This window comes from Pseudomonas sp. SWRI154, assembly GCF_014268645.1.
Classification (GTDB): Bacteria; Pseudomonadota; Gammaproteobacteria; order Pseudomonadales; family Pseudomonadaceae; genus Aquipseudomonas; species Aquipseudomonas marvdashtae.
This window is the reverse complement of sequence record NZ_JABWQW010000002.1, coordinates 309,046-328,933: the sequence shown is the minus strand read 5'-3', so window position 1 is coordinate 328,933 and position 19,888 is coordinate 309,046. Positions and strand designations below refer to the sequence as shown.

Sequence of the window (19,888 nt, the reverse complement as noted above, 5' to 3'; positions counted from 1 at the left end):
GTCCATCGGACCTGTCCTACACATCGACGGCCAAATTAGGCTTAATGATAATTATTGTCAATTGAGAAGAAGAATTATTGATGAAAGGAAGTCCAGCTTGAGCGCTGCGACTCTTTGTCGCTCTGCGCAACGGTCAAGCGGTCTGTTGCGCAGGGTCGGCGACTAATTATTTGCCGGCGCTATCCGTTCCCATGGGTGACAACTTGCAAGCCGAATTCAGGCAGGAACCCCCCATGACCGATCCGTTCGAACTCCCCAGCACCCTGGCTCATGCCCTCCAGCGCCGCGCCGCGTTGACGCCGGACCGGGTGGCCTTGCGCTTCCTCGCCGACACACCGCAGCAGAGCGTGGTGCTGAGTTATCGCGACCTGGATCTGCGCGCCCGGACCATCGCCGCTGCCTTGCAGGCCGAGTGCGACGCCGGTGATCGAGCGGTATTGCTGTTCCCCAGCGGCCCGGATTACGTCGCGGCGTTCTTTGGTTGCCTGTACGCCGGCGTGATCGCCGTGCCGGCCTATCCGCCGGAGTCCACGCGTCGCCATCACCAGGAGCGGCTGCTGTCGATCATCGCTGACGCCGAACCACGTTTACTGCTGACCAGCGCTGACTTGCGTGACACCTTGCAGGCCATCGAATCGGCACCGTCGGTGCTGTGCGTCGACGCCCTCGATCCGGCCCGCGCCGGACGATGGCTGGCGCCGGACCTGCAAGACGATGACATCGCGTTCTTGCAATACACTTCCGGCTCCACCGCGTTGCCCAAGGGTGTGCAAGTCAGCCATGGCAACCTGGTAGCCAATGAATTGTTGATTCGTCATGGCTTCGGCATTGATGTGAATCCCGACGACGTCATCGTCAGTTGGCTCCCGCTGTATCACGACATGGGCCTGATCGGCGGTTTGCTGCAGCCGATCTTCAGTGGCGTGCCCTGCGTGCTGATGTCACCGGCTTATTTCCTCGCTCGACCGTTGCGCTGGCTCGAAGCGATCAGCGAGTACGGTGGCACCATCAGCGGCGGCCCGGACTTCGCCTATCGATTGTGCAGCGAACGCGTTAGCGAATCAGCCTTGAGCCGCCTCGACCTGAGCGGTTGGCGCGTGGCCTATTCCGGCTCCGAACCGATCCGCCTCGACAGCCTGGAGCGCTTCGCCGAAAAGTTCGCCCCGTGCGGTTTTACCCCCGACAGCTTCATGGCGTCCTACGGGCTGGCCGAAGCGACCTTGTTCGTCGCCGGCACGCCGCGCAGCCGAGGCATTCCTGCGATGCGGATGGACGACGCGGCATTGGCGCAAAACCGCGCCGAACCGGGGCAGGGCAACGCGGTGATGAGTTGTGGCGTGAGCCAGCCGGGTCATGCGGTGCTGATCGTCGAGCCCTCCATGTTGCAGCCGCTGGCCGACAGTCGGGTCGGCGAAGTCTGGGCCGCCGGGCCGAGCATCGCCCACGGTTACTGGCGTAATCGCGAGGCCAGCGCCAGGACCTTTGTCCAGCATGACGGTCGCACGTGGCTGCGTACCGGCGACTTGGGTTTTGTACGTGACGGCGAGCTGTTTATCACCGGCCGCCTGAAGGACATGCTGATCGTGCGTGGCCATAACCTTTATCCACAGGACATCGAGCAAGCCATCGAGCGCGAAGTGGAGGTGGTGCGCAAAGGACGGGTCGCCGCTTTTGCAGTTGACGACAACGGCGAAGAAGGCGTCGGCATCGCAGCGGAAATCAGCCGCAGCGTGCAGAAAATTCTCCCGCCCGAAGCCCTGATCAAAGCGATTCGCCAGGCCGTGGCCGACAGCTGTCAACAAGCGCCCAGCGTCGTGGTGCTGCTCAATCCGGGCGCGTTGCCGAAGACCTCCAGCGGGAAACTACAGCGTTCGGCGTGTCGCGCCCGATTGGCGGATGGCAGCCTCGACAGCTATGCGCTGTTCCCCTCGACTGAAGTGCAAACGGTCGATGAGCCTGCGTCTTCATCCGAGCTCCAGGCTTTGATCGGCCAGCTCTGGTGCGAGCAATTGCAGGTCGACCAGGTGCGCGGCGACGATCATTTCTTCCTGTTGGGCGGCAATTCCATCGTTGCTACCCAAGTTATCGCTCGGCTGCGCGAAACCCTGGGCCTGGAACTCAGCCTGCGCGTGCTTTTCGAAGCCCCGACCCTGGATGCTTTCGCTGCTGCAGTGGCAAACCTGCAGCAGGACGGCGGCCTGGCTCAAGGCCTGATCAAGCCGTTGTCCCGCGCCGAAGCGCTGCCACAATCCCTGGCCCAGAACCGCTTGTGGCTGACCTGGCAGTTGGACCCTTCGAGCTGCGCCTACAACATTCCCGGGGCCGTGCACTTGCGCGGTGAGCTTAACGAAGACGCATTGCGCGCCAGCTTCCAGCAACTGGTCGAACGCCACGAGTCCCTGCGCACGCGGTTTCTGGAACGTGACGGGGTAGCCCTGCAACAGATCGACCCGGCCGGTGAGTTCAACCTTCAGGTGATCGACCTCAGCGACGTGCCCGCCGACCAGCGCGGAGCCCGTGCGCTGCAGATCCGTGAAGAGCAAGCGGCCACCCGATTCGATCTGGAAAAGGGACCGCTGCTCAAGGTCACTTTGTTGCGCCTGGATGAAGACGAGCATCAGTTGTTGGTGACGCTGCACCACATCATCGCCGATGGCTGGTCGATGAACGTGTTGATCGATGAATTCTCGCGGCTGTACGCCGCAGCGTCCCAGGGGCGGGTGGCGGAACTGGCGCCGTTGCCGTTGCAATATGCCGACTACGGCAGTTGGCAGCGGCAGTGGCTCGCCCAAGGCGAAGCCGAACGTCAACTGGAATACTGGAAACAGCAGTTGGGTGATGAGCATCCGCCCCTGGCGCTGGGCACCGATCATCCGCGCAATGCCCAGCAGCGTCGCAGCGCCGCGCGCCACAGCGTGCGTCTGGACAAGGACCTCGGCGAGGCCCTGCGCCAGGTCGCCCAAGCTCATGACGCGACGCTGTTCATGCTGTTGCTGGCGAGCTTGCAAGCATTATTGCAGCGCTACACCGGCCAATCCGACATCCGCATCGGTGTGCCCAACGCCAATCGCCCGCGCCTGGAAACCCAAGGGCTGATCGGCTTCTTCATCAACACCCAGGTGCTGCGCGCACAAACCGATGCGCGCCAGCCGTTCGCCGCGCTGCTGGCCGAGGCCCGGGAGGCCACGCTGGGTGCCCAGGCTCATCAGGACCTGCCTTTCGAACAGCTGCTCGAAGCGTTCCCCCAGGCCCGCGAGCAAGGCCTGTTCCAAGTGATGTTCAATCACCAGCAGCGTGACCTGGGCGCGTTGCGGCGTCTGCCCGGACTGCTGGCCGACGAGTTGCCGTGGCACAGCCGCGAAGCCAAATTCGACCTGCAACTGCACAGCGAAGAAGACCGCAACGGTCGGCTGATGCTGTCGTTCGATTACGCGGACGAACTGTTCGAGGCGGCGACCATCGCGCGCTTGGCCGAGCATTTCTGCAACCTGTTGCGATCCATCTGCAGCGACCCGCAGCAGGCGATCGGTGATGTGCCGTTGTCGGGTGCCGAGGAACTCGCCCAGCAACGGCGTTGGGGGGCTGCGCCCTGCGAACCCGCCGCGCAATGGCTGCCGGAACTGCTGAATGAACAAGCCCGCCGCACCCCGCAACGCACCGCGCTGCAGTGGGACGGTGGTTCGCTGGACTACGCCGAGCTGCACGCCCAGGCCAATCGGCTGGCGCATTACCTGCGCGACAAAGGCGTCGGCCCTGACGTGTGCGTGGCAATCGCCGCCGAGCGTTCGGCGCCATTGCTCATCGGCGTGCTGGCGATCATCAAGGCCGGTGGCGCTTATGTGCCGCTGGATGTCGATTACCCGAGCGAACGCCTGGCCTACATGCTCCATGACAGCGGCGTCGATTTGCTGCTGACCCAGACCGCATTGCTCGAACGCTTGCCGGCCTGCGAGGGCGTCAGCGTCATCGCCATGGACGCCCTGCACTTGGAGCAATGGCCAAGCAATCCGCCGGGCCTGCACTTGCACGGCGATCACTTGGCCTACGTGATTTATACCTCCGGCTCGACGGGTCAACCCAAAGGCGTCGGCAATACCCACGCCGCCTTGGCTGAACGCTTGCAATGGATGCAAGCTGCCTATGGGTTGGATGAAAGCGACGTGCTGATGCAAAAGGCGCCGATCAGTTTTGACGTGTCGGTGTGGGAGTGCTTCTGGCCGCTGGTCACCGGCAGCCAATTGGTACTGGCCGGGCCAGGCGAACACCGCGATCCGCACCGCATTGCGCAGTTGGTCGAGCGGTTTGGCGTGACCACGTTGCATTTCGTGCCGCCGCTGCTCAGCCTGTTCGTCGATGAACCGTTGAGCGCCCGCTGCACAAGCCTGCGGCGGATTTTCTCCGGCGGTGAAGCCCTGCCGGCCGAGTTGCGCAACCGGGTGTTGGCGCAACTGCCGTCGACGCAGTTGCACAACCGCTACGGCCCGACTGAAACCGCCATCAATGTCACCCATTGGCACTGCACCGAAGCCGATGGCGATCGCTCGCCGATTGGCCGGCCATTAGCCAATGTACTGTGTCGCGTGCTCGACGCTGAGCTCAATCCCGTGCCGATCGGCGTGCCGGGCGAGTTGTGCATCGGTGGCGTTGGCTTGGCGCGGGGGTATCTGGGCCGTCCCGGATTGACCGCCGAGCGTTTCATTGTCGATCGGCAAGGGCCGGCGGGCGCGCGGCTGTACCGTACCGGTGACCGGGCGCGGTGGGGCGCCGATGGCGTGATCGAATACCTCGGCCGTCTCGATCAGCAGGTCAAGCTGCGCGGTTTCCGGGTCGAACCACAGGAAGTCGAGGCCCGACTGCTGGCCCAGCTCGGCGTCACCCAAGCGGCGGTGCTGGTGCGGGACACGGCGGCCGGCCCGCAGTTGATCGGCTACTACACGACCGACGCGGCCCATGAAGACGAAAGCGCCCAGGCTATGCGCGTGAAAACCGCCCTGGCCGCCGAGCTTCCGGAGTACATGGTGCCTGCGCAACTGCTGCGCCTGGACGCCATGCCGTTGAGCCCTAGCGGTAAGCTCGACCGCCGCGCTTTGCCCGAGCCGCAATGGCAGGTGCGCGAGCACGTCGAGCCGACCAGCGCACTCGAACAGCAGATCGCCGGCATCTGGCGCGATGTGCTGGGGCTTGCGCGCATTGGCCTGCGGGACGATTTTTTCGCCCTGGGCGGTCATTCGTTGCTGGCGACCCAGATCATTTCCCGCACCCGTCAGGCTTGCGACGTCGAGCTGCCATTGCGGGCATTGTTCGAGGCCAGTGAGCTGGGGGCTTTCGCCGAACAGGTGCGCTTGATCCAGGCCAGCGGCCAGACCAACCGCCAGCCGCCCATCGAGAAAGTCGATCGCAGCCAACCGGTGCCGCTGTCCTATTCCCAGCAGCGCATGTGGTTCCTCTGGCAGATGGAGCCGGACAGCCCGGCCTATAACGTCGGCGGCATGGCGCGGTTGCGCGGGGTGCTGGACGTCGGGCGTTTCGAAGCGGCCTTGCAAGCCTTGCTCCTGCGCCACGAAACCCTGCGCACCAGGTTCCCGAGCATCGACGGCGTGGCCTGCCAGCAGGTGCACGACGAAACAGGGCTGCGCATGGACTGGAAGGACTTCTCGATGCTCGACGCCGATGTACGCCAGCAGCGCGTGCAGCAACTGGCCGACAGCGAGGCCCACGAGCCCTTCAATCTGGAAACCGGGCCGCTGCTGCGGGCCTGCCTGGTCAAGACCGCCGAGCATGAGCATTACTTTGTGCTGACCCTGCACCACATCGTCACCGAAGGTTGGGCGATGGACATCTTTGCCAGAGAGCTGAGCGCGCTGTACGAAGCCTTCGTCGACGACCGCGAATCGCCGCTGGAGCCTTTGCCCGTGCAGTACCTGGACTACAGCGTCTGGCAGCGCCAATGGCTGGAGTCCGGCGAACGCCAGCGACAATTGGACTATTGGACCGCGCAACTGGGCCGCGAACATCCACTGCTGGAATTGCCGGCCGATCGCCCGCGTCCACCGGTGCAAAGCCATCGTGGCGAGTTGTTCCGCTTTGATCTCAGCGATGAGCTGGCCGCCCGGGTCCGTGCCTTTAATGCCGAATGTGGCTTGACCCTGTTCATGACCATGACCGCCGCCCTGGCCGTGTTGCTCTATCGCTACAGCGGCCAGACCGACCTGCGTATTGGCGCGCCGGTGGCCAACCGCATCCGTCCGGAAAGCGAAGGGCTGATCGGCGCGTTCCTCAACACCCAAGTGCTGCGCTGCCAGCTCGACGGGCAGATGTCGGTGGGCGAATTGTTCGAGCAGGTGCGCCACACCGTGATCGAGGGGCAGTCCCACCAGGACTTGCCGTTCGACCATCTAGTGGAAGCCTTGCAACCGCCGCGCAGTGCGGCGTACAACCCGTTGTTCCAAGTGATGTGCAACGTGCAGCGCTGGGAATTCCAGCAGAGCCGCACGTTGGCTGGCATGAGCGTCGACTACTTGGTCAACGACGCCCGCGCGACCAAGTTCGACCTGAACCTGGAAGTCACCGACCTGGACCATCGGCTGGGTTGCTGCCTGACTTACAGCACTGACCTGTTCGACGAACCGCGCATTGCGCGCATGGCCGGGCACTGGCGCAATCTGTTGGAAGCGTTGCTGGTCGATCCGTCCCGGCGACTGAGTGAACTGCCGCTGCTGGACGCGAGCGAGCAACGGCAGCTCTTCGACAGCCTCGGCGAGGAGGGGGGGGAACATCGCCTGGATCAATGCATCCATCCATTGTTCACTGAACAGGCCCAGGCGCGCCCCGACGCGCCGGCCCTGACCTTCGCCGGCCAGACTCTGACCTACGCCGAACTCGAAGGCCGGGCCAATCGCCTGGCCTGGATGTTGCGCGAACGTGGCGTCGGGCCGCAGGTGCGGGTGGGCCTGGCGCTGGAGCGCTCGCTGGAAATGGTCGTCGGCCTATTGGCGATTCTCAAGGCGGGCGGCGCCTACGTGCCGCTGGATCCGGAATACCCGCTGGACCGCTTGCACTACATGATCGAAGACAGCGGCGTCGGCCTGTTGCTCAGCGACCGGGCCATGTTCGAGGTCCTTGGTCCATTGCCGGAGGGCGTGCAGCGCTGGTGCCTGGAAGACGATTCGGCGGCCCTGGCGCAATACGCGGATCATGCGCCGGCGCTGATCAACCTGCCGCAACATCAGGCCTACTTGATCTATACCTCCGGTTCCACCGGCAAGCCCAAGGGCGTGGTGGTCTCCCACGGTGAAATCGCCATGCATTGCCGAGCGGTGATCCAGCGCTTCGGCATGCGCCCGGACGATTGCGAACTGCATTTCTATTCCATCAACTTCGATGCCGCCACCGAGCGGTTGCTGGTGCCGTTGCTCAGTGGCGCCCATGTGGTGCTGCGCGCCCAGGGCCAGTGGGACGCCGAGGAGATTTGCGGGTTGATTCGCCAGCACCGCATCAACATCCTCGGCTTCACGCCCAGCTACGGCAGCCAGTTGGCGCAATGGCTGGCGAGCCAGGGGCAAACGTTGCCGGTGCGCATGTGCATCACCGGTGGCGAAGCCCTGACCGGCGAGCACTTGCAGCGCATCCGCGCCGCCTTCAATCCGAGCCTGTTTTTCAATGCCTATGGGCCGACCGAAGCCGTGGTAATGCCGCTGGCGAGCCTGGCCCCGGAACGGCTGGAGGAGGGCGCGGGCAGCGTGCCGATTGGCAGCGTGATCGGCGCTCGGGTGGCCTACATTCTCGACGCCGACCTGGCGCTGGTGCCGCAAGGTGCCCCGGGCGAGTTGTATGTTGGTGGCGCCGGCCTGGCCCAGGGTTATCACCAGCGCCCGGGCATGACCGCCGAGCGTTTTGTCGCCGACCCGTTTGCCGCCAATGGCGGACGGCTGTACCGCACCGGCGACCTGGTGCGCCAGCGTGCCGACGGCCAGGTCGAATACCTGGGCCGAATCGACCACCAAGTGAAAATCCGCGGTTTCCGCATCGAGCTGGGGGAAATCGAAAACCGTCTGCTGGAACATGACGCCGTGCGCGAAGCCGTGGTGTTGGCCCTCGATCTGCCGGGTGGCAAGCAGTTGGTCGGCTATCTCGCCACCGACGTCGCGGAGCAGGGCGCCGCCGAGCAGGCGACCTTGCGTGAATCCCTGAAAAACCACCTCAAGGCGCAGTTGCCGGACTACATGGTGCCGACTCACTTGATCGTGCTGGCGAGCATGCCGCTGACCGCTAACGGCAAGCTTGATCGCCGTGCCTTGCCGATGCCCGATCCGGAGCTCAATCGCCAACAGTACGTGGCGCCAGGCAATGTCCTGGAACAAGCGCTGGCGGCGATCTGGTGTGATGTGTTGAACGTGAAACAGGTGGGCCTCAACGACAACTTCTTCGAGCTGGGGGGCGACTCGATTCTCTCGATCCAGGTCGTCAGCCGTGCCCGGCAGCAGGGCATCCATTTCACGCCGCGGGACTTGTTCCAGCACCAGACCGTGCAGGCCCTGAGCAACGTTGCGACCCGCAGCGAGCTGGTCAGCGCCGAGCAAGGATTGTTGAGCGGTGAATCGGCGCTGACGCCGATCCAGCATTGGTTCTTCGCCACGCCAATGCCCCGCCGTCATCATTGGAACCAGGCGCTGTTGCTGGAGCCGACGACGCCCCTCGAACCACAGGCGCTGGAGCAGGCATTGCGCGCTGTCTTCAAACAGCATGACGCCTTGCGCCTGGGCTTCGGCAGCACGACCGGGCATTGGCGCGCCGAGCACCAGCCGTTGTTTGACGGTGGGTTGTTGCAGCACCTGCCGGTAGATTCGGCGCAAGCCTGTGAGGCGGTGTTTGCCCAGGCGCAGCGTAGCTTTGATTTGTCGAGCGGGCCGTTATTGCGCACCGTGCTGGCAGACCTGCCCGACGGTCGGCAACAACTGCTGGTCGTCATTCATCACCTGGTGGTGGACGGTGTGTCGTGGCGCGTGTTGATGGACGATTTGCAAACTGCCTACCGTCACTGCGCAGAAGGGCAGACGCCACGGTTACCGGCCAAGACCAGCCCGTTCCGGGATTGGTCGGCGCGCTTGCAGGCCTACGCTGGCAGCGAGTCTTTGCGCGAGGAGTTGGGCTGGTGGCAAAGCCAACTGAGCGGCCCGGACGTGGCGCTGCCTTGCACACATGCCGATGGAGGGCAGCAGGAGCGTCACGCGCAAGTCGTCAGCGTGCGCCTGGACGCGGAGCGCACCCGCCAGCTGTTGCAACAGGCGCCGAGCGCCTACCGCACCCAGGTCAACGACTTGCTGCTCACGGCGCTGGCTCGGGTGTTGTGTCGCCGCACCGGTCATGCCTCGGCGCTGATCCAACTTGAAGGCCACGGCCGCGAAGCGCTGTTCGATGACATCGACCTGACGCGCACCGTGGGTTGGTTCACCAGTGTCTATCCGCTGCGGCTGAGCCCTGGGGAGGACGATCTCGGCACTTCGATCAAAGCCATCAAGGAACAACTGCGCGCCGTGCCCCACAAAGGCCTCGGTTATGGCGTGCTGCGTTACCTTGCCGACACGACAACCCGTGAAGCCATGGCTGCTTTGCCGCAAGCGGCGATCACCTTCAACTACCTCGGCCGGCTTGATCATACCCTCGGCCAGGAGGCGTTGTTCCGGCCTCTCGACGCACCACTGGGGTCGATTCACGACCCTGACGCGCCACTGCCCAACGAACTGAGCGTCGACGGCCAGGTCAGCGGCGGTGAACTGGTGCTGCGCTGGACCTTCAGCGCCGAGCGCCATGACCACCAGGTTATCGCCGCGCTGGCCTATGCCTACCTCGACGAGTTACAGCGCTTGATCGAGCATTGCCTCACGGACGAGGCGGGCGGCCTGACACCGTCGGATTTCCCACTGGCGAAACTGACCCAGGCACAACTCGACAACCTGCCGGTGCCGGCCGCGCAGATCGAAGATGTTTATCCGCTGACACCGATGCAGGAAGGCATGTTGCTGCACACGTTGCTGGAGCCGGGCACGGGCCTGTATTACATGCAGGACCGTTACCGCATCAACAGCGAACTGGACCCACAGCGTTTCGCCCAGGCCTGGCAGGCGGTCATCGCCCGCCACGAAGCCTTGCGTGCTTCGTTCTGCTGGAACGTCGGCGAAGACATGCTGCAAGTCATCCACAAGCCCGGCCGCACGCCGGTCGACTATCTCGATTGGACGCAGGTCCCCGAGAATGAGCAGGAACCCAAGCTCCAGGCGTTGCTCAAGCGGGAGCGCGAGGCCGGTTTCGATCTGTTGAACGAGGCACCGTTCCACCTGCGATTGATCCGGGTCGGCGCGGCGCGCTACTGGTTCATGATGAGCAATCACCACATCCTCATCGATGCCTGGTGCCGTTCGCTGCTGATGGACGATTTCTTCGAGATCTACACCGCCCTCGGTGAGCATCGCGAGCCCCTATTGGCGGTGCCGCCGCGCTATCGCGACTACATCGGCTGGTTGCAACGCCAGAGCCTGGCCGAAGCCCGGCAGTGGTGGCAGCGCAACCTGCAAGGCTTTGAACGGACCACGCCGATCCCCGGCGACCGACCGTTCCTGCGCGAGCACGCCGGTGATAGCGGCGGCATGGTGGTCGGCGACTGCTACACGCGGCTCGACGCCCGGGATGGCGCGCGGTTGCGCGAGCTGGCCCAGGCCCATCAGTTGACCGTGAACACCTTCGCCCAGGCGGCGTGGGCCCTGGTGCTGCGCCGGGTCAGTGGTGATCGGGACGTGCTGTTCGGCGTGACCGTGGCCGGGCGCCCGGTGGAGATGCCGCAGATGCAGCGCACGGTGGGGCTGTTCATCAACAGCGTGGCCTTGCGGGTGCAGATCCCCGGCGACGACGAGCGTTGCAGTGTGCGCGATTGGCTCAACGGCCTGCTGGACAGCAACATGCAGTTGCGCGAGTACGAATACCTGCCGCTGGTGAGCATCCAGGAAGCCAGTGAACTGCCCAAGGGCCAGCCGCTGTTCGACAGCCTCTTCGTGTTCGAAAACGCGCCGGTGGAAGTCTCGGTGCTGGACCGCGCCCAAAGCCTCAACGCCACCTCGGACTCGGGCCGCACCCACACCAATTTCCCGCTGACGGCGGTCTGCTATCCGGGCGATGACCTGGGGCTGCACCTGTCCTACGACCAACGTTATTTCGACGAGTCCACCGTCCATGGTCTGCTCGGCGAGTTCAAGCGATTGCTGCTGGCCTTGATAGACGGTTTCCACGGTGACATGGCCGAGCTGCCGCTGATCGGCGCCCAAGAGCGGGACTTTCTGGTCGAAGGCTGCAACCAGAGCGAGCGCGACTATCCGTTGGAGCGCAGTTACGTCGAGCTGTTCGAGGCCCAGGTGGCGGCTCATCCGCAACGCGTCGCCGCCAGTTGCCTGGAGGACCGCTGCACCTACGCCGAGTTGAATGAGCGCAGCAACCGCCTCGGCCATGCGCTGATCGCCGCCGGCGTCGGTCTCGATCAGCCTGTGGCACTGCTGGCCGAACGGAACCTGGATCTGTTGGGCATGATCATCGGCAGTTTCAAGGCCGGCGGCGGTTACCTGCCCCTGGACCCGGGCCTGCCGAGTCAGCGCTTGAGCCGCATCATCGAACTGAGCCGCACGCCGCTGCTGGTTTGCACCCGAGCCTGTGAGGAGCAGGCGCTGGCGTTGCTGGATGAGTTCGCCTGTGCCGGCCGGCCAAAGCTGCTGGTCTGGGAGAACGTCCAGGCCAGCAATGTGTCGCTGGACAATCCCGGCGTCCACAGCGGACCGGACAACCTGGCTTACGTGATCTACACCTCGGGTTCCACGGGGTTGCCCAAAGGCGTCATGGTGCAACAGCGCGGCATGCTCAATAACCAGCTCAGCAAAGTGCCGTACCTGGCGCTGGACGAAACGGACGTGATTGCCCAGACGGCGTCGCAGAGTTTCGATATCTCGGTGTGGCAGTTCCTCGCCGCGCCGTTGTTCGGCGCTCGGGTGGACATCGTGCCCAACGCCGTCGCCCATGACCCGCAAGGGCTGCTGGACCATGTGCAACGCCAGGACATCACGGTGCTGGAAAGCGTGCCGTCACTGATCCAAGGCATGCTCACCCACGACCGCATCGGCCTCGATGGTCTGCGCTGGATGCTGCCGACCGGTGAGGCGATGCCTCCGGAGCTTGCTCACCAATGGCTGTTGCGTTACCCGGCTATCGGCCTGGTGAATGCCTACGGTCCGGCTGAATGTTCCGATGACGTCGCGTTCTTCCGCGTCGACATGGCCTCGACCCGTGGCACTTACCTGCCCATCGGCACGCCCACCGACAACAACCGTTTGTACCTGCTCGATGGGGCGCTGGAACTGGTGCCACTGGGCGCGGTGGGCGAGTTGTGTGTCGCCGGGACCGGGGTCGGGCGTGGCTATGTCAGCGATCCACTGCGCACCGCGCCGGTGTTCGTGCCCAACCCGTTCGGCGCACCTGGGGAACGCCTGTACCGCACCGGCGACCTGGCGCGACGTCGCAGCGATGGCGTGTTGGAATACGTGGGACGCATCGATCACCAAGTGAAGATTCGTGGCTACCGCATCGAACTCGGGGAAATCGAAGCGCGGCTGCACGAGCAACCGGAAATCCGCGACGGCGCGGTAGGCGTGCAGGAGGGCGCCCATGGCAAGCATCTGGTGGGCTACCTGGTTGCCGCCGACTCGACGCTGAACCCGACCGAACGGCTGGAGCGCATCAAACAACGGCTGCGCGCCGAGCTGCCGGAATACATGGTCCCGCTGCACTGGCTATGGCTCGACCGGTTGCCCCTGAACGCTAACGGCAAATTGGATCGCAAGGCCTTGCCGGCCCTGGAGATTGGCCAGTTGCAAAGCCAGGATTATCAAGCCCCTGGCAGCGATCTGGAACGGACCCTGGCGGACATCTGGGCCGAGGTGCTGAAGGTCGAGCGGGTGGGGATACGCGATAACTTTTTCGAGCTGGGCGGGCATTCGTTGCTGGCGACGCAAATCGCCTCGCGTGTGCAAAAAGCCCTGCAACGCAACGTGCCGCTGCGGGCCATGTTCGAGTGCAGCACGGTGCAGGAACTGGCCGAATACATCGAAGGGCTGGCGGCCAGCGAAATCACCGAGGAGAAAGCGGATCGGTTGAATGATTTGATGGCAGAGTTGGAAGGATTGTAGTTTTGCGGCGTCTATAAGGACCGCATCGCGAGCTGGCTGCACAAGCAGGGCAACCCCGTGGTTGACGCCTCGCTTGTCGCAGCTCAGTCTCCCGAAGGTTTTCCCTGACTCAACAAAAGGAGGTCACCGATGCCCTTTGCAACGATTGACGGACAACCGCTCCATTACCTCGACCAAGGCCGGGGGCCGGTGGTGCTGCTGGGCAGCAGCTATTTGTGGGACAGCTGCATGTGGACGCCGCAGATTGACGCCCTGTCGAAGCACTGTCGGGTGATCGTTCCAGAATTGTGGGGGCACGGCCAGTCGGGGCGCTTGCCGGAGGGCACGACTTCGCTGGACGACCTGGCGCGCCAGGCGCTGGCGTTGATGGATCATCTGGACGTTGGTTGTTTCAGCCTGGTGGGGCTGTCGGTGGGCGGGATGTGGGGCGCGCGATTGGCATTGGCGGCGCCTGAACGCGTGCAGTCGCTGGTGTTGATGGACACCTACGTCGGCGTCGAGCCGGAACCGACGCGCCTGTATTACTTCTCGCTGTTCGACAAGATCGAGGCCAGCGGCGGCATTCCTGAACCGTTGCTGGACATCATCGTGCCGATCTTCTTCCGGCCAGGCATCGATCCGCAGTCGGCGCTCTATCAACAGTTCCGCGCCTCGCTCGCTGCGCTACCCGCCGATCGCCTGCGCGACAGTGTCGTACCGCTGGGGCGGATCATTTTCGGTCGGGACGATATCCTGCCGCGCCTGCCCGGACTGGACGCCGAGCGCACGCTGGTGATGTGCGGCGACCAGGACAAGCCACGGCCCCCGGCCGAGGCGTTGGAAATGGCCGAGCTGATTGGCTGTCGGCATGTGCTGGTTCCGGAGGCGGGGCATATCTCGAACCTGGAGAACCCGGAGTTTGTGACCGAGGTGTTGCTGGAATTCTTGAAGCAAAAACGCTGACTTGTGGCGAGGGAGCTTGCTCCCGCTGGGCTGCGCAGCAGCCCCAAAAAAACCAAATGCAGTCACCCTGACGAACCGCAGCAGGAAATCCAGGGGCTGCTTCGCACTGGAGCGCCAGCCCGGCCCAGCGGGAGCAAGCTCCCTCGCCACAAAAGCAGTCGGCGGCGCCACAGGTCTTAAGGGTTTTGCTATCACTTCGGCCCGAGGATCTTCACCAGCTTGTCCGGCGATGGCGCGCCTTGCTGTTGTTGCAGTTCGCCTTTGTCATCGAGGTAGAAAATCGCCGGGGTGGCTGACAGTTCCAGTTCTTCCATCAGTTGCAGGTTGGCGTCGAGCTTGGCCTGGATGGCCGGCGGTATGTCCTTGAGCGGTTTGAGCGAGCTGCCCTTGCCGGCCTTTTCATGCTCGGCCAGGGCTTTCTCCGGTTCCTTGGCGGCCAGCAACGCGGCGGATTTACCCGGGCTGTCCTCGCGGATGATGCCCACCATGATGTGGCGCAACTGCACCTTGCCGGCCTTGACCCACGGTCGGGCCTGTTCCCAGAACATATTGCAGTATGGGCAATTGGGGTCGCTGAACAGGTACACAGTGCGCGGTGCGTCCTTGTTGCCGTCGGCGATCCAATTGCTCGCTTCCATTTTTGCCCAGATTTCCTTGGCCATCGGTGCATAGACCAGTTTTTGCAGCGGTTCGGCGCTCAGGTCCTTGCCCTCGGCGTCGTACAGGTTGCCCAGCAGAACGTGTTTGCCATCCGGCGTCAGGTACAGCGCCATGCCACGGTTCTGGTATTGCGCCGCATAACCACGCAGCCCGTCCGGTGCGTCAAAGGTGCCGACGATTTTCGCGCCCTTGGCTTCGATCTTCTTGATCGCCGCCGGTAACTCCTCGGCGTGAAGCAACGGGGTTTGCAAGAGTGCGCCGGCAAAGGCCAGGGTCAGCAGGTGGTGGAGGCGGGGCATGGCAGTGTCCTTGTCGCGGGGTGGGCCGCCGTGGTCGAGCCAGGCGTTTCGAAATTTTCCAGTGCGCGGGCCAGGCTCGCTTCCGACAACTCGCCCAGATGGCTGCCCAGCAGGCGGCCGTCGGCGCTGTAGAACAAGGTTGTCGGTAATGCCATCGAGCCGACAACCTGACCAAGACGACCGCTGCCATCGAACAGCACGTTTGTCAGGCTAAGGCCCTGGGTGGCGAGGTAGGTGCTGACGCTTTGCATGCTTTCGGCTTGATTGACGAACAGGAAGGTCAGGTCCGGGCGCTGCTTTTGTGCTTCTTCCAGTACCGGCATTTCACGCCGGCAGGGTGGGCACCACGTGGCCCAGAGATTGATCACCAAGGGGCCGCCCTGGTAGTCGGCGAGGTATACGGTTTCGCCTTGGGCGTTGCGCAGATCGATCTCCGGCAAGCGGGTACCTTGTTCATAAATCGTCAACGACATTGTTGCCACCAGCCAGAACAGCAGCCCGCTGCCAACGCTGAAACCCAGCGGGCGGCGCAGGCCCGGTCGGCGACGGGCCCACAGCAACGCAGCGATCAGCAGTGCGACGATGCCTGGCCAGGCCAGGAAACCGCCGTCGCGTAAATCGACAATCTGCCACGGATCGTCCTGGTAATGGTTCCAGTAGGCGGCGACAAAGCCGATTCTTGCGGCAAGCAGCCCCAGCAGGAACAGCCCGAACAGCACTGACTCGGGGTTTTCGCCGCCGCGCTTGGCCACGCGCCAACCGACGAAGGTCGCCAGGGCCAGCGCGCTGATCAGCAGCAAATGGTTAAGGGCGATGGCGAAGGTGCCCAAGGTAAACGTCAGCATCAGGGCGCGTTCCGGGTCATGTTCCAACGTTCCAGGAAACCCTTGGCGTCGATTTCGCCAGTGATCCGTTGGCTGCGGCGTTCCGCGCCGTCCGTGCCGATCCACAGCAGGCTCGGTGGCCCAGGCACTTGGTAACGGCTTAGCAGCTCACGACTGGCGGCGCTGTCGGCGGTGACATCCAGGCGCAGCAGCCGCACGTCCTTGAGGGCGTCGAGCACTTCGGCTCGGCCGAACACCTGTTTCTCCATGATCTTGCAGGACACGCACCAGTCGGCGTAGTAATCCAGCAACACCCACTGGCCCTGCGCCTTGGCAGCGTCCAGTTCCCTTTGCAGGGCAGCCGGCTCGCTGACCGTAACAAAGGCATCGTCGGCGCTGAGGGTCGCGTTGCCTTGTCCGCCGCCGTAGATCTGCAGGGGCCTGAACAGGTCGTCGCTGCCGCCCGCTGCACCGATCACCAGCAGGCTGCCCCACAGGCCGAACAACAGCGACACGCTGCCCCACAGATAAGCGGCGCGACCGAATCCTTGGGTTTGGCGCCAGGCGCAATAGGCGGCAACCACCAGCAGCGCGCCCCACAGCCCGATCCACAGCGAGCCATCGATGATCGGGCGAATCATCAGCAACGCGGTGCCGAGGAACAAAAAGCCGAATACCCCCTTGAGCAGGTTCATCCAGGCGCCGGGCTTGGGCAGGAAGCGATTGCCCACCGTCACCAGCAGCAACAGCGGCAGGCCCATGCCGACACCCATGGTGAACAGGATCAGGCCGCCATGCAGGGCATTGCCGCTCTGGGCGATGTACAGCAGCGCGCCGGCCAGCGGCGCGGTCATGCACGGGCCCACCAACAGGCCGGACAGCGCGCCGAGCACGCCGGCACCCACCAGGCTGCCCCCGCGCCGCTGGCGGCCGGCGTTCTCCAGACGATCACGCAGGGCGGCCGGCAGTTGCAGTTCGAAGAAACCGAACATGGGCAGCGCCAGCAACACGAAGATGGCCGCGAAGCTGCCCAGCAGCCACGGTTGCTGCAGCAGCGCCTGGAGGTTGGCCCCCAGCAGCGCGGCGAGCACGCCCATGGCGGCATACACCAAGGCCATGCTGATCACGTAGCTGCCGGCCAAGGCCAGACCGCGCCGTGGCCCGGCGCCGCTGCCCACCACCAGCCCGGCCAGAATCGGCAGCATTGGCAACGAGCACGGCGTAAATGCCAGCAACAGCCCCAGGCCGAAGAACACCAACAGGCTCCAGCCCAACGCGCGCTGTTGCAGACCACTGGCCAAGGCCTGATCCTGCGCCTCGCCGCTGGCCGCTGCTGCTGGGCCGCCACCCAGGTCGACCACTTGGGTCTGGGGCGGATAGCACAGGCCCGCGTCGGCACAGCCTTGGAAGCCGACCTTGATCTTGCCGGTGGCTCCGGCGGGAATCTTCAGCTCCAGTGCCTGGCGATAGACTTGCTGATCGCCGAAAAACTCGTCGCTGTGAGCTTCGCCTTCCGGCAACTTCGGCTTCTGCGCTTCGGCCAGACCGTCGAATTTGAGCCGCTGCTGGTAAAGGTAGTATCCGTCCGCGATCTGCCAGAACAACAGGGTCTCACCGGAATCCAGGCGTTGCGAGGAAAAGACGAAGGCCTTTTCCACCGGCAGGAATTCGGGTTTGGTCTCGAAGGGATTGGCAGCCTGGGCCAGGCCCGAGAGCAGGAACAGCCATAGCAAAAGCAATCGACGCATGGATAAAGCCTTAGAACGAAGCAGGTGGAATGCACAATGGCGACCGGCGATTAACCGTCGATTAACCTGGTCGACAACCGTTTTGCAGCAATGATCACCCATATCGGGCGTACTCGTCGCATAATGTCGGCTTAATCGGCCGGCGGCCTAATGTACCTTTTTCAACGGGGCTCCCCATGCGCGTACTGGTCTGCGAAGACGATGAGTTGATCGCCAGCGGCATAGTCGCCGGGCTTACGGCCCAAGGCCTGACGGTCGAACACGTGGCCACGGCAGCGGCGGCGCGGGCGATGATCGGCGTGGCCGAGTTCGATGTCATGGTGCTTGACCTTGGCCTGCCCGATGAGGACGGCCTCAAGCTGCTCCGGCAGTTGCGCCAGCAAGGCCTGGAGATTCCGGTGCTGATCCTCACCGCCCGTGATTCGGTGACCGACCGGGTCGAAGGCCTGCAGGCCGGAGCCGATGATTACTTGCTCAAGCCGTTCGACCTGCGTGAGCTGGCGGCGCGCCTGCACACCTTGTTGCGGCGCGTGGCCGGGCGCAGTGTCAACCTGATCGAGCACGGTCGCCTGACGTATGACCCCAGCAGCCGCGAAACCACCTTGGACGGTCATTCGGTGGACCTGTCCCGCCGCGAGCAGTCGCTGTTGCAGGCTTTGCTCCACAGTCGCGGGCGGGTGTTGTCCACCGAGCAGCTCAAGGACAGCGTCTACGGGTTCAACGACGAACTGGAAAGCAATGCCCTCAACGTGCATATCCATCATCTGCGGCGCAAGCTGGGCAACGGGATTGTCGAGACGGTGCGCGGCCTGGGTTATCGGCTGGGGCCGGCCGATGGTGGGGAATCCTCCAAGTGATGAGCTTGCGACTGCGGCTGAGCCTGACCCTTGGCGCGGCCTTCGCGCTGATCTGGGCCCTGGCCGCCGCCTGGATGCTCAGCGACCTGCGCAACCAGATGATGTTCTCCCTCGACCAGCGCCTGGTGGCTTCGGCGCGGATGGTCGCCGGGTTGCTGGAGCAACTGCCGCCCTTGCCGACCAAGGGTGACGGCACGCATTTCAGCGCCGAACAGTTGAGTATTCCGGGCGGTATGGCTTGCCAGGTCAGCTCCTTGCGCGGGGAGATCCTGGCGCGCAGCCACGGGACTCCCGAGCAACCTCTTGAAGCCGAGAAAATGGGTTTTCATGACCAGATGATCGACGGCGCGCCTTGGCGAAGTTTTACCTTGGCCCGAGGCGATTTGCGCATTACCACCGCCGACCGCCAGATCGAGCGCGAAGCCTTGAACATGTCGGTGTTGCTGGCGGCGTCGGTGCCGGTCGGCGTGGCGCTGCTCGGTTGCCTGTGCCTGTTGTGGCTCGGCATTGGCCAGGGTCTGGCGCCGCTCAATCGCATGCGCGATGCGTTGATGCGGCGCAACGCCGATTCCCTGGAGCCGCTGCAGATTCATCCCCTGCCCAGCGAGCTGCGTCCCTTGCTGGAAACCCAGAACCAGTTGCTCCAGCGCATCGGCAAGACCATCGAGCGCGAGCGCCGCCTGACCGGCGATGCCGCTCATGAACTGCGCAGCCCGCTGACGGCCATCAAGACGCACCTGCAAGTGGCGCGCATGACCGAGGGCGCCGCGCGCGACCAGTCCCTGGCGCGAGCGGAGGAGGGTGCCGACCGGTTGCATCGCACGCTCGAACAACTGTTGTTGCTGGCCCGTGTCGAGGGCAGCCTGTCGTTCGATGACGGCGTGCAATGCAATGCCGAGCAGGTCGCACGGTTGGCCATCCAGGACGCGGCCGGTGGCGCGCTCCAGCGGATCAGGCTGGATCTATCGCCGCAACTGTCCGACGCGCCAGTGCAGATGCCAGCGGTACTGGCCATCGCCGCGTTGCGCAATCTGCTGGAAAACGCCCTGCGCCATACGCCGGACGATACCGAGGTCGAGCTGAACCTGGAGATGATCGGCCAACGTGTGCGTTTCCAGGTGCGCGACCAAGGCCCCGGCATTGCCGCCGACGATATCCAGCACCTGACCCAACGCTTCTGGCGCAACGGCCAGAGCAATGGCTGCGGGTTGGGACTGGCGATTGTCCAGGCCATCGTCCAGCGCTGCGGCTGTGGCTTGCACTTCGACAGCCGCCCGGATGGGCTGCGAGTTGAATTCACCGTGCCGGTGCAAGTGTCGCCTGTCCAGTGACGGATTC

Annotated in this window: 7 protein-coding genes; 4 read left to right on the top strand and 3 right to left on the bottom strand. The window is 64.1% G+C overall.

The window, feature by feature from the left end; translation table 11 throughout:
- Positions 1 to 233: 233 nt before the first annotated feature.
- Positions 234 to 13,220 carry a non-ribosomal peptide synthetase gene (locus HU806_RS03415; RefSeq protein WP_186609903.1) on the top strand — a complete coding sequence of 4,329 codons (12,987 nt, stop codon included), beginning with the start codon at positions 234 to 236 and terminating at the stop codon, positions 13,218 to 13,220.
- A gap of 129 nt (positions 13,221 to 13,349) precedes the next feature.
- Positions 13,350 to 14,162: an alpha/beta fold hydrolase gene (locus HU806_RS03410; protein WP_186609902.1), complete on the top strand. Its 813-nt coding sequence runs from the start codon at positions 13,350 to 13,352 to the stop codon at positions 14,160 to 14,162.
- Positions 14,163 to 14,353: 191 nt separating this feature from the next.
- Here HU806_RS03410 and dsbG read toward each other — a convergent pair whose 3' ends face one another.
- Genes dsbG through HU806_RS03395 form a run of 3 tightly spaced genes read right to left on the bottom strand, consistent with a single transcriptional unit; the run spans position 14,354 to position 17,693 of the window.
- Complete coding sequence (dsbG, locus tag HU806_RS03405) at positions 14,354 to 15,121, bottom strand: thiol:disulfide interchange protein DsbG (RefSeq protein ID WP_186609901.1); 768 nt, start codon at positions 15,119 to 15,121, stop codon at positions 14,354 to 14,356.
- Positions 15,097 to 15,966, bottom strand: a complete 870-nt coding sequence (locus tag HU806_RS03400; protein ID WP_186609900.1) for a TlpA family protein disulfide reductase — start codon at positions 15,964 to 15,966, stop codon at positions 15,097 to 15,099. The genes dsbG and HU806_RS03400 overlap by 25 nt, the downstream gene beginning before the upstream one ends.
- Positions 15,966 to 17,693 carry a protein-disulfide reductase DsbD gene (locus HU806_RS03395; RefSeq protein WP_186609899.1) on the bottom strand — a complete coding sequence of 576 codons (1,728 nt, stop codon included), beginning with the start codon at positions 17,691 to 17,693 and terminating at the stop codon, positions 15,966 to 15,968. The genes HU806_RS03400 and HU806_RS03395 overlap by 1 nt, the downstream gene beginning before the upstream one ends.
- A 176-nt stretch (positions 17,694 to 17,869) precedes the next feature.
- Here HU806_RS03395 and HU806_RS03390 point away from each other — a divergent pair, with 176 nt between their 5' ends.
- Both HU806_RS03390 and HU806_RS03385 read left to right on the top strand, forming a co-directional pair.
- Complete coding sequence (locus HU806_RS03390) at positions 17,870 to 18,550, top strand: response regulator (protein WP_186609898.1); 681 nt, start codon at positions 17,870 to 17,872, stop codon at positions 18,548 to 18,550.
- Positions 18,547 to 19,881 (top strand): ATP-binding protein, encoded by a 1,335-nt coding sequence (locus HU806_RS03385; RefSeq protein ID WP_186609897.1) that lies wholly within the window; start codon positions 18,547 to 18,549, stop codon positions 19,879 to 19,881. The genes HU806_RS03390 and HU806_RS03385 overlap by 4 nt, the downstream gene beginning before the upstream one ends.
- The last annotated feature ends 7 nt before the right edge of the window (positions 19,882 to 19,888 follow it).

Excerpts from the sequence above, each read along its gene's own strand:
- HU806_RS03400 (WP_186609900.1), bottom strand. The coding sequence starts at position 15,966 with ATGCTGACGTTTACCTTGGGCACCTTCGCCATCGCCCTTAACCATTTG.
- HU806_RS03395 (WP_186609899.1), bottom strand. The coding sequence starts at position 17,693 with ATGCGTCGATTGCTTTTGCTATGGCTGTTCCTGCTCTCGGGCCTGGCC.
- dsbG (WP_186609901.1), bottom strand. The coding sequence starts at position 15,121 with ATGCCCCGCCTCCACCACCTGCTGACCCTGGCCTTTGCCGGCGCACTC.
- HU806_RS03410 (WP_186609902.1), top strand. The coding sequence starts at position 13,350 with ATGCCCTTTGCAACGATTGACGGACAACCGCTCCATTACCTCGACCAA.
- HU806_RS03415 (WP_186609903.1), top strand. The coding sequence starts at position 234 with ATGACCGATCCGTTCGAACTCCCCAGCACCCTGGCTCATGCCCTCCAG.
- HU806_RS03390 (WP_186609898.1), top strand. The coding sequence starts at position 17,870 with ATGCGCGTACTGGTCTGCGAAGACGATGAGTTGATCGCCAGCGGCATA.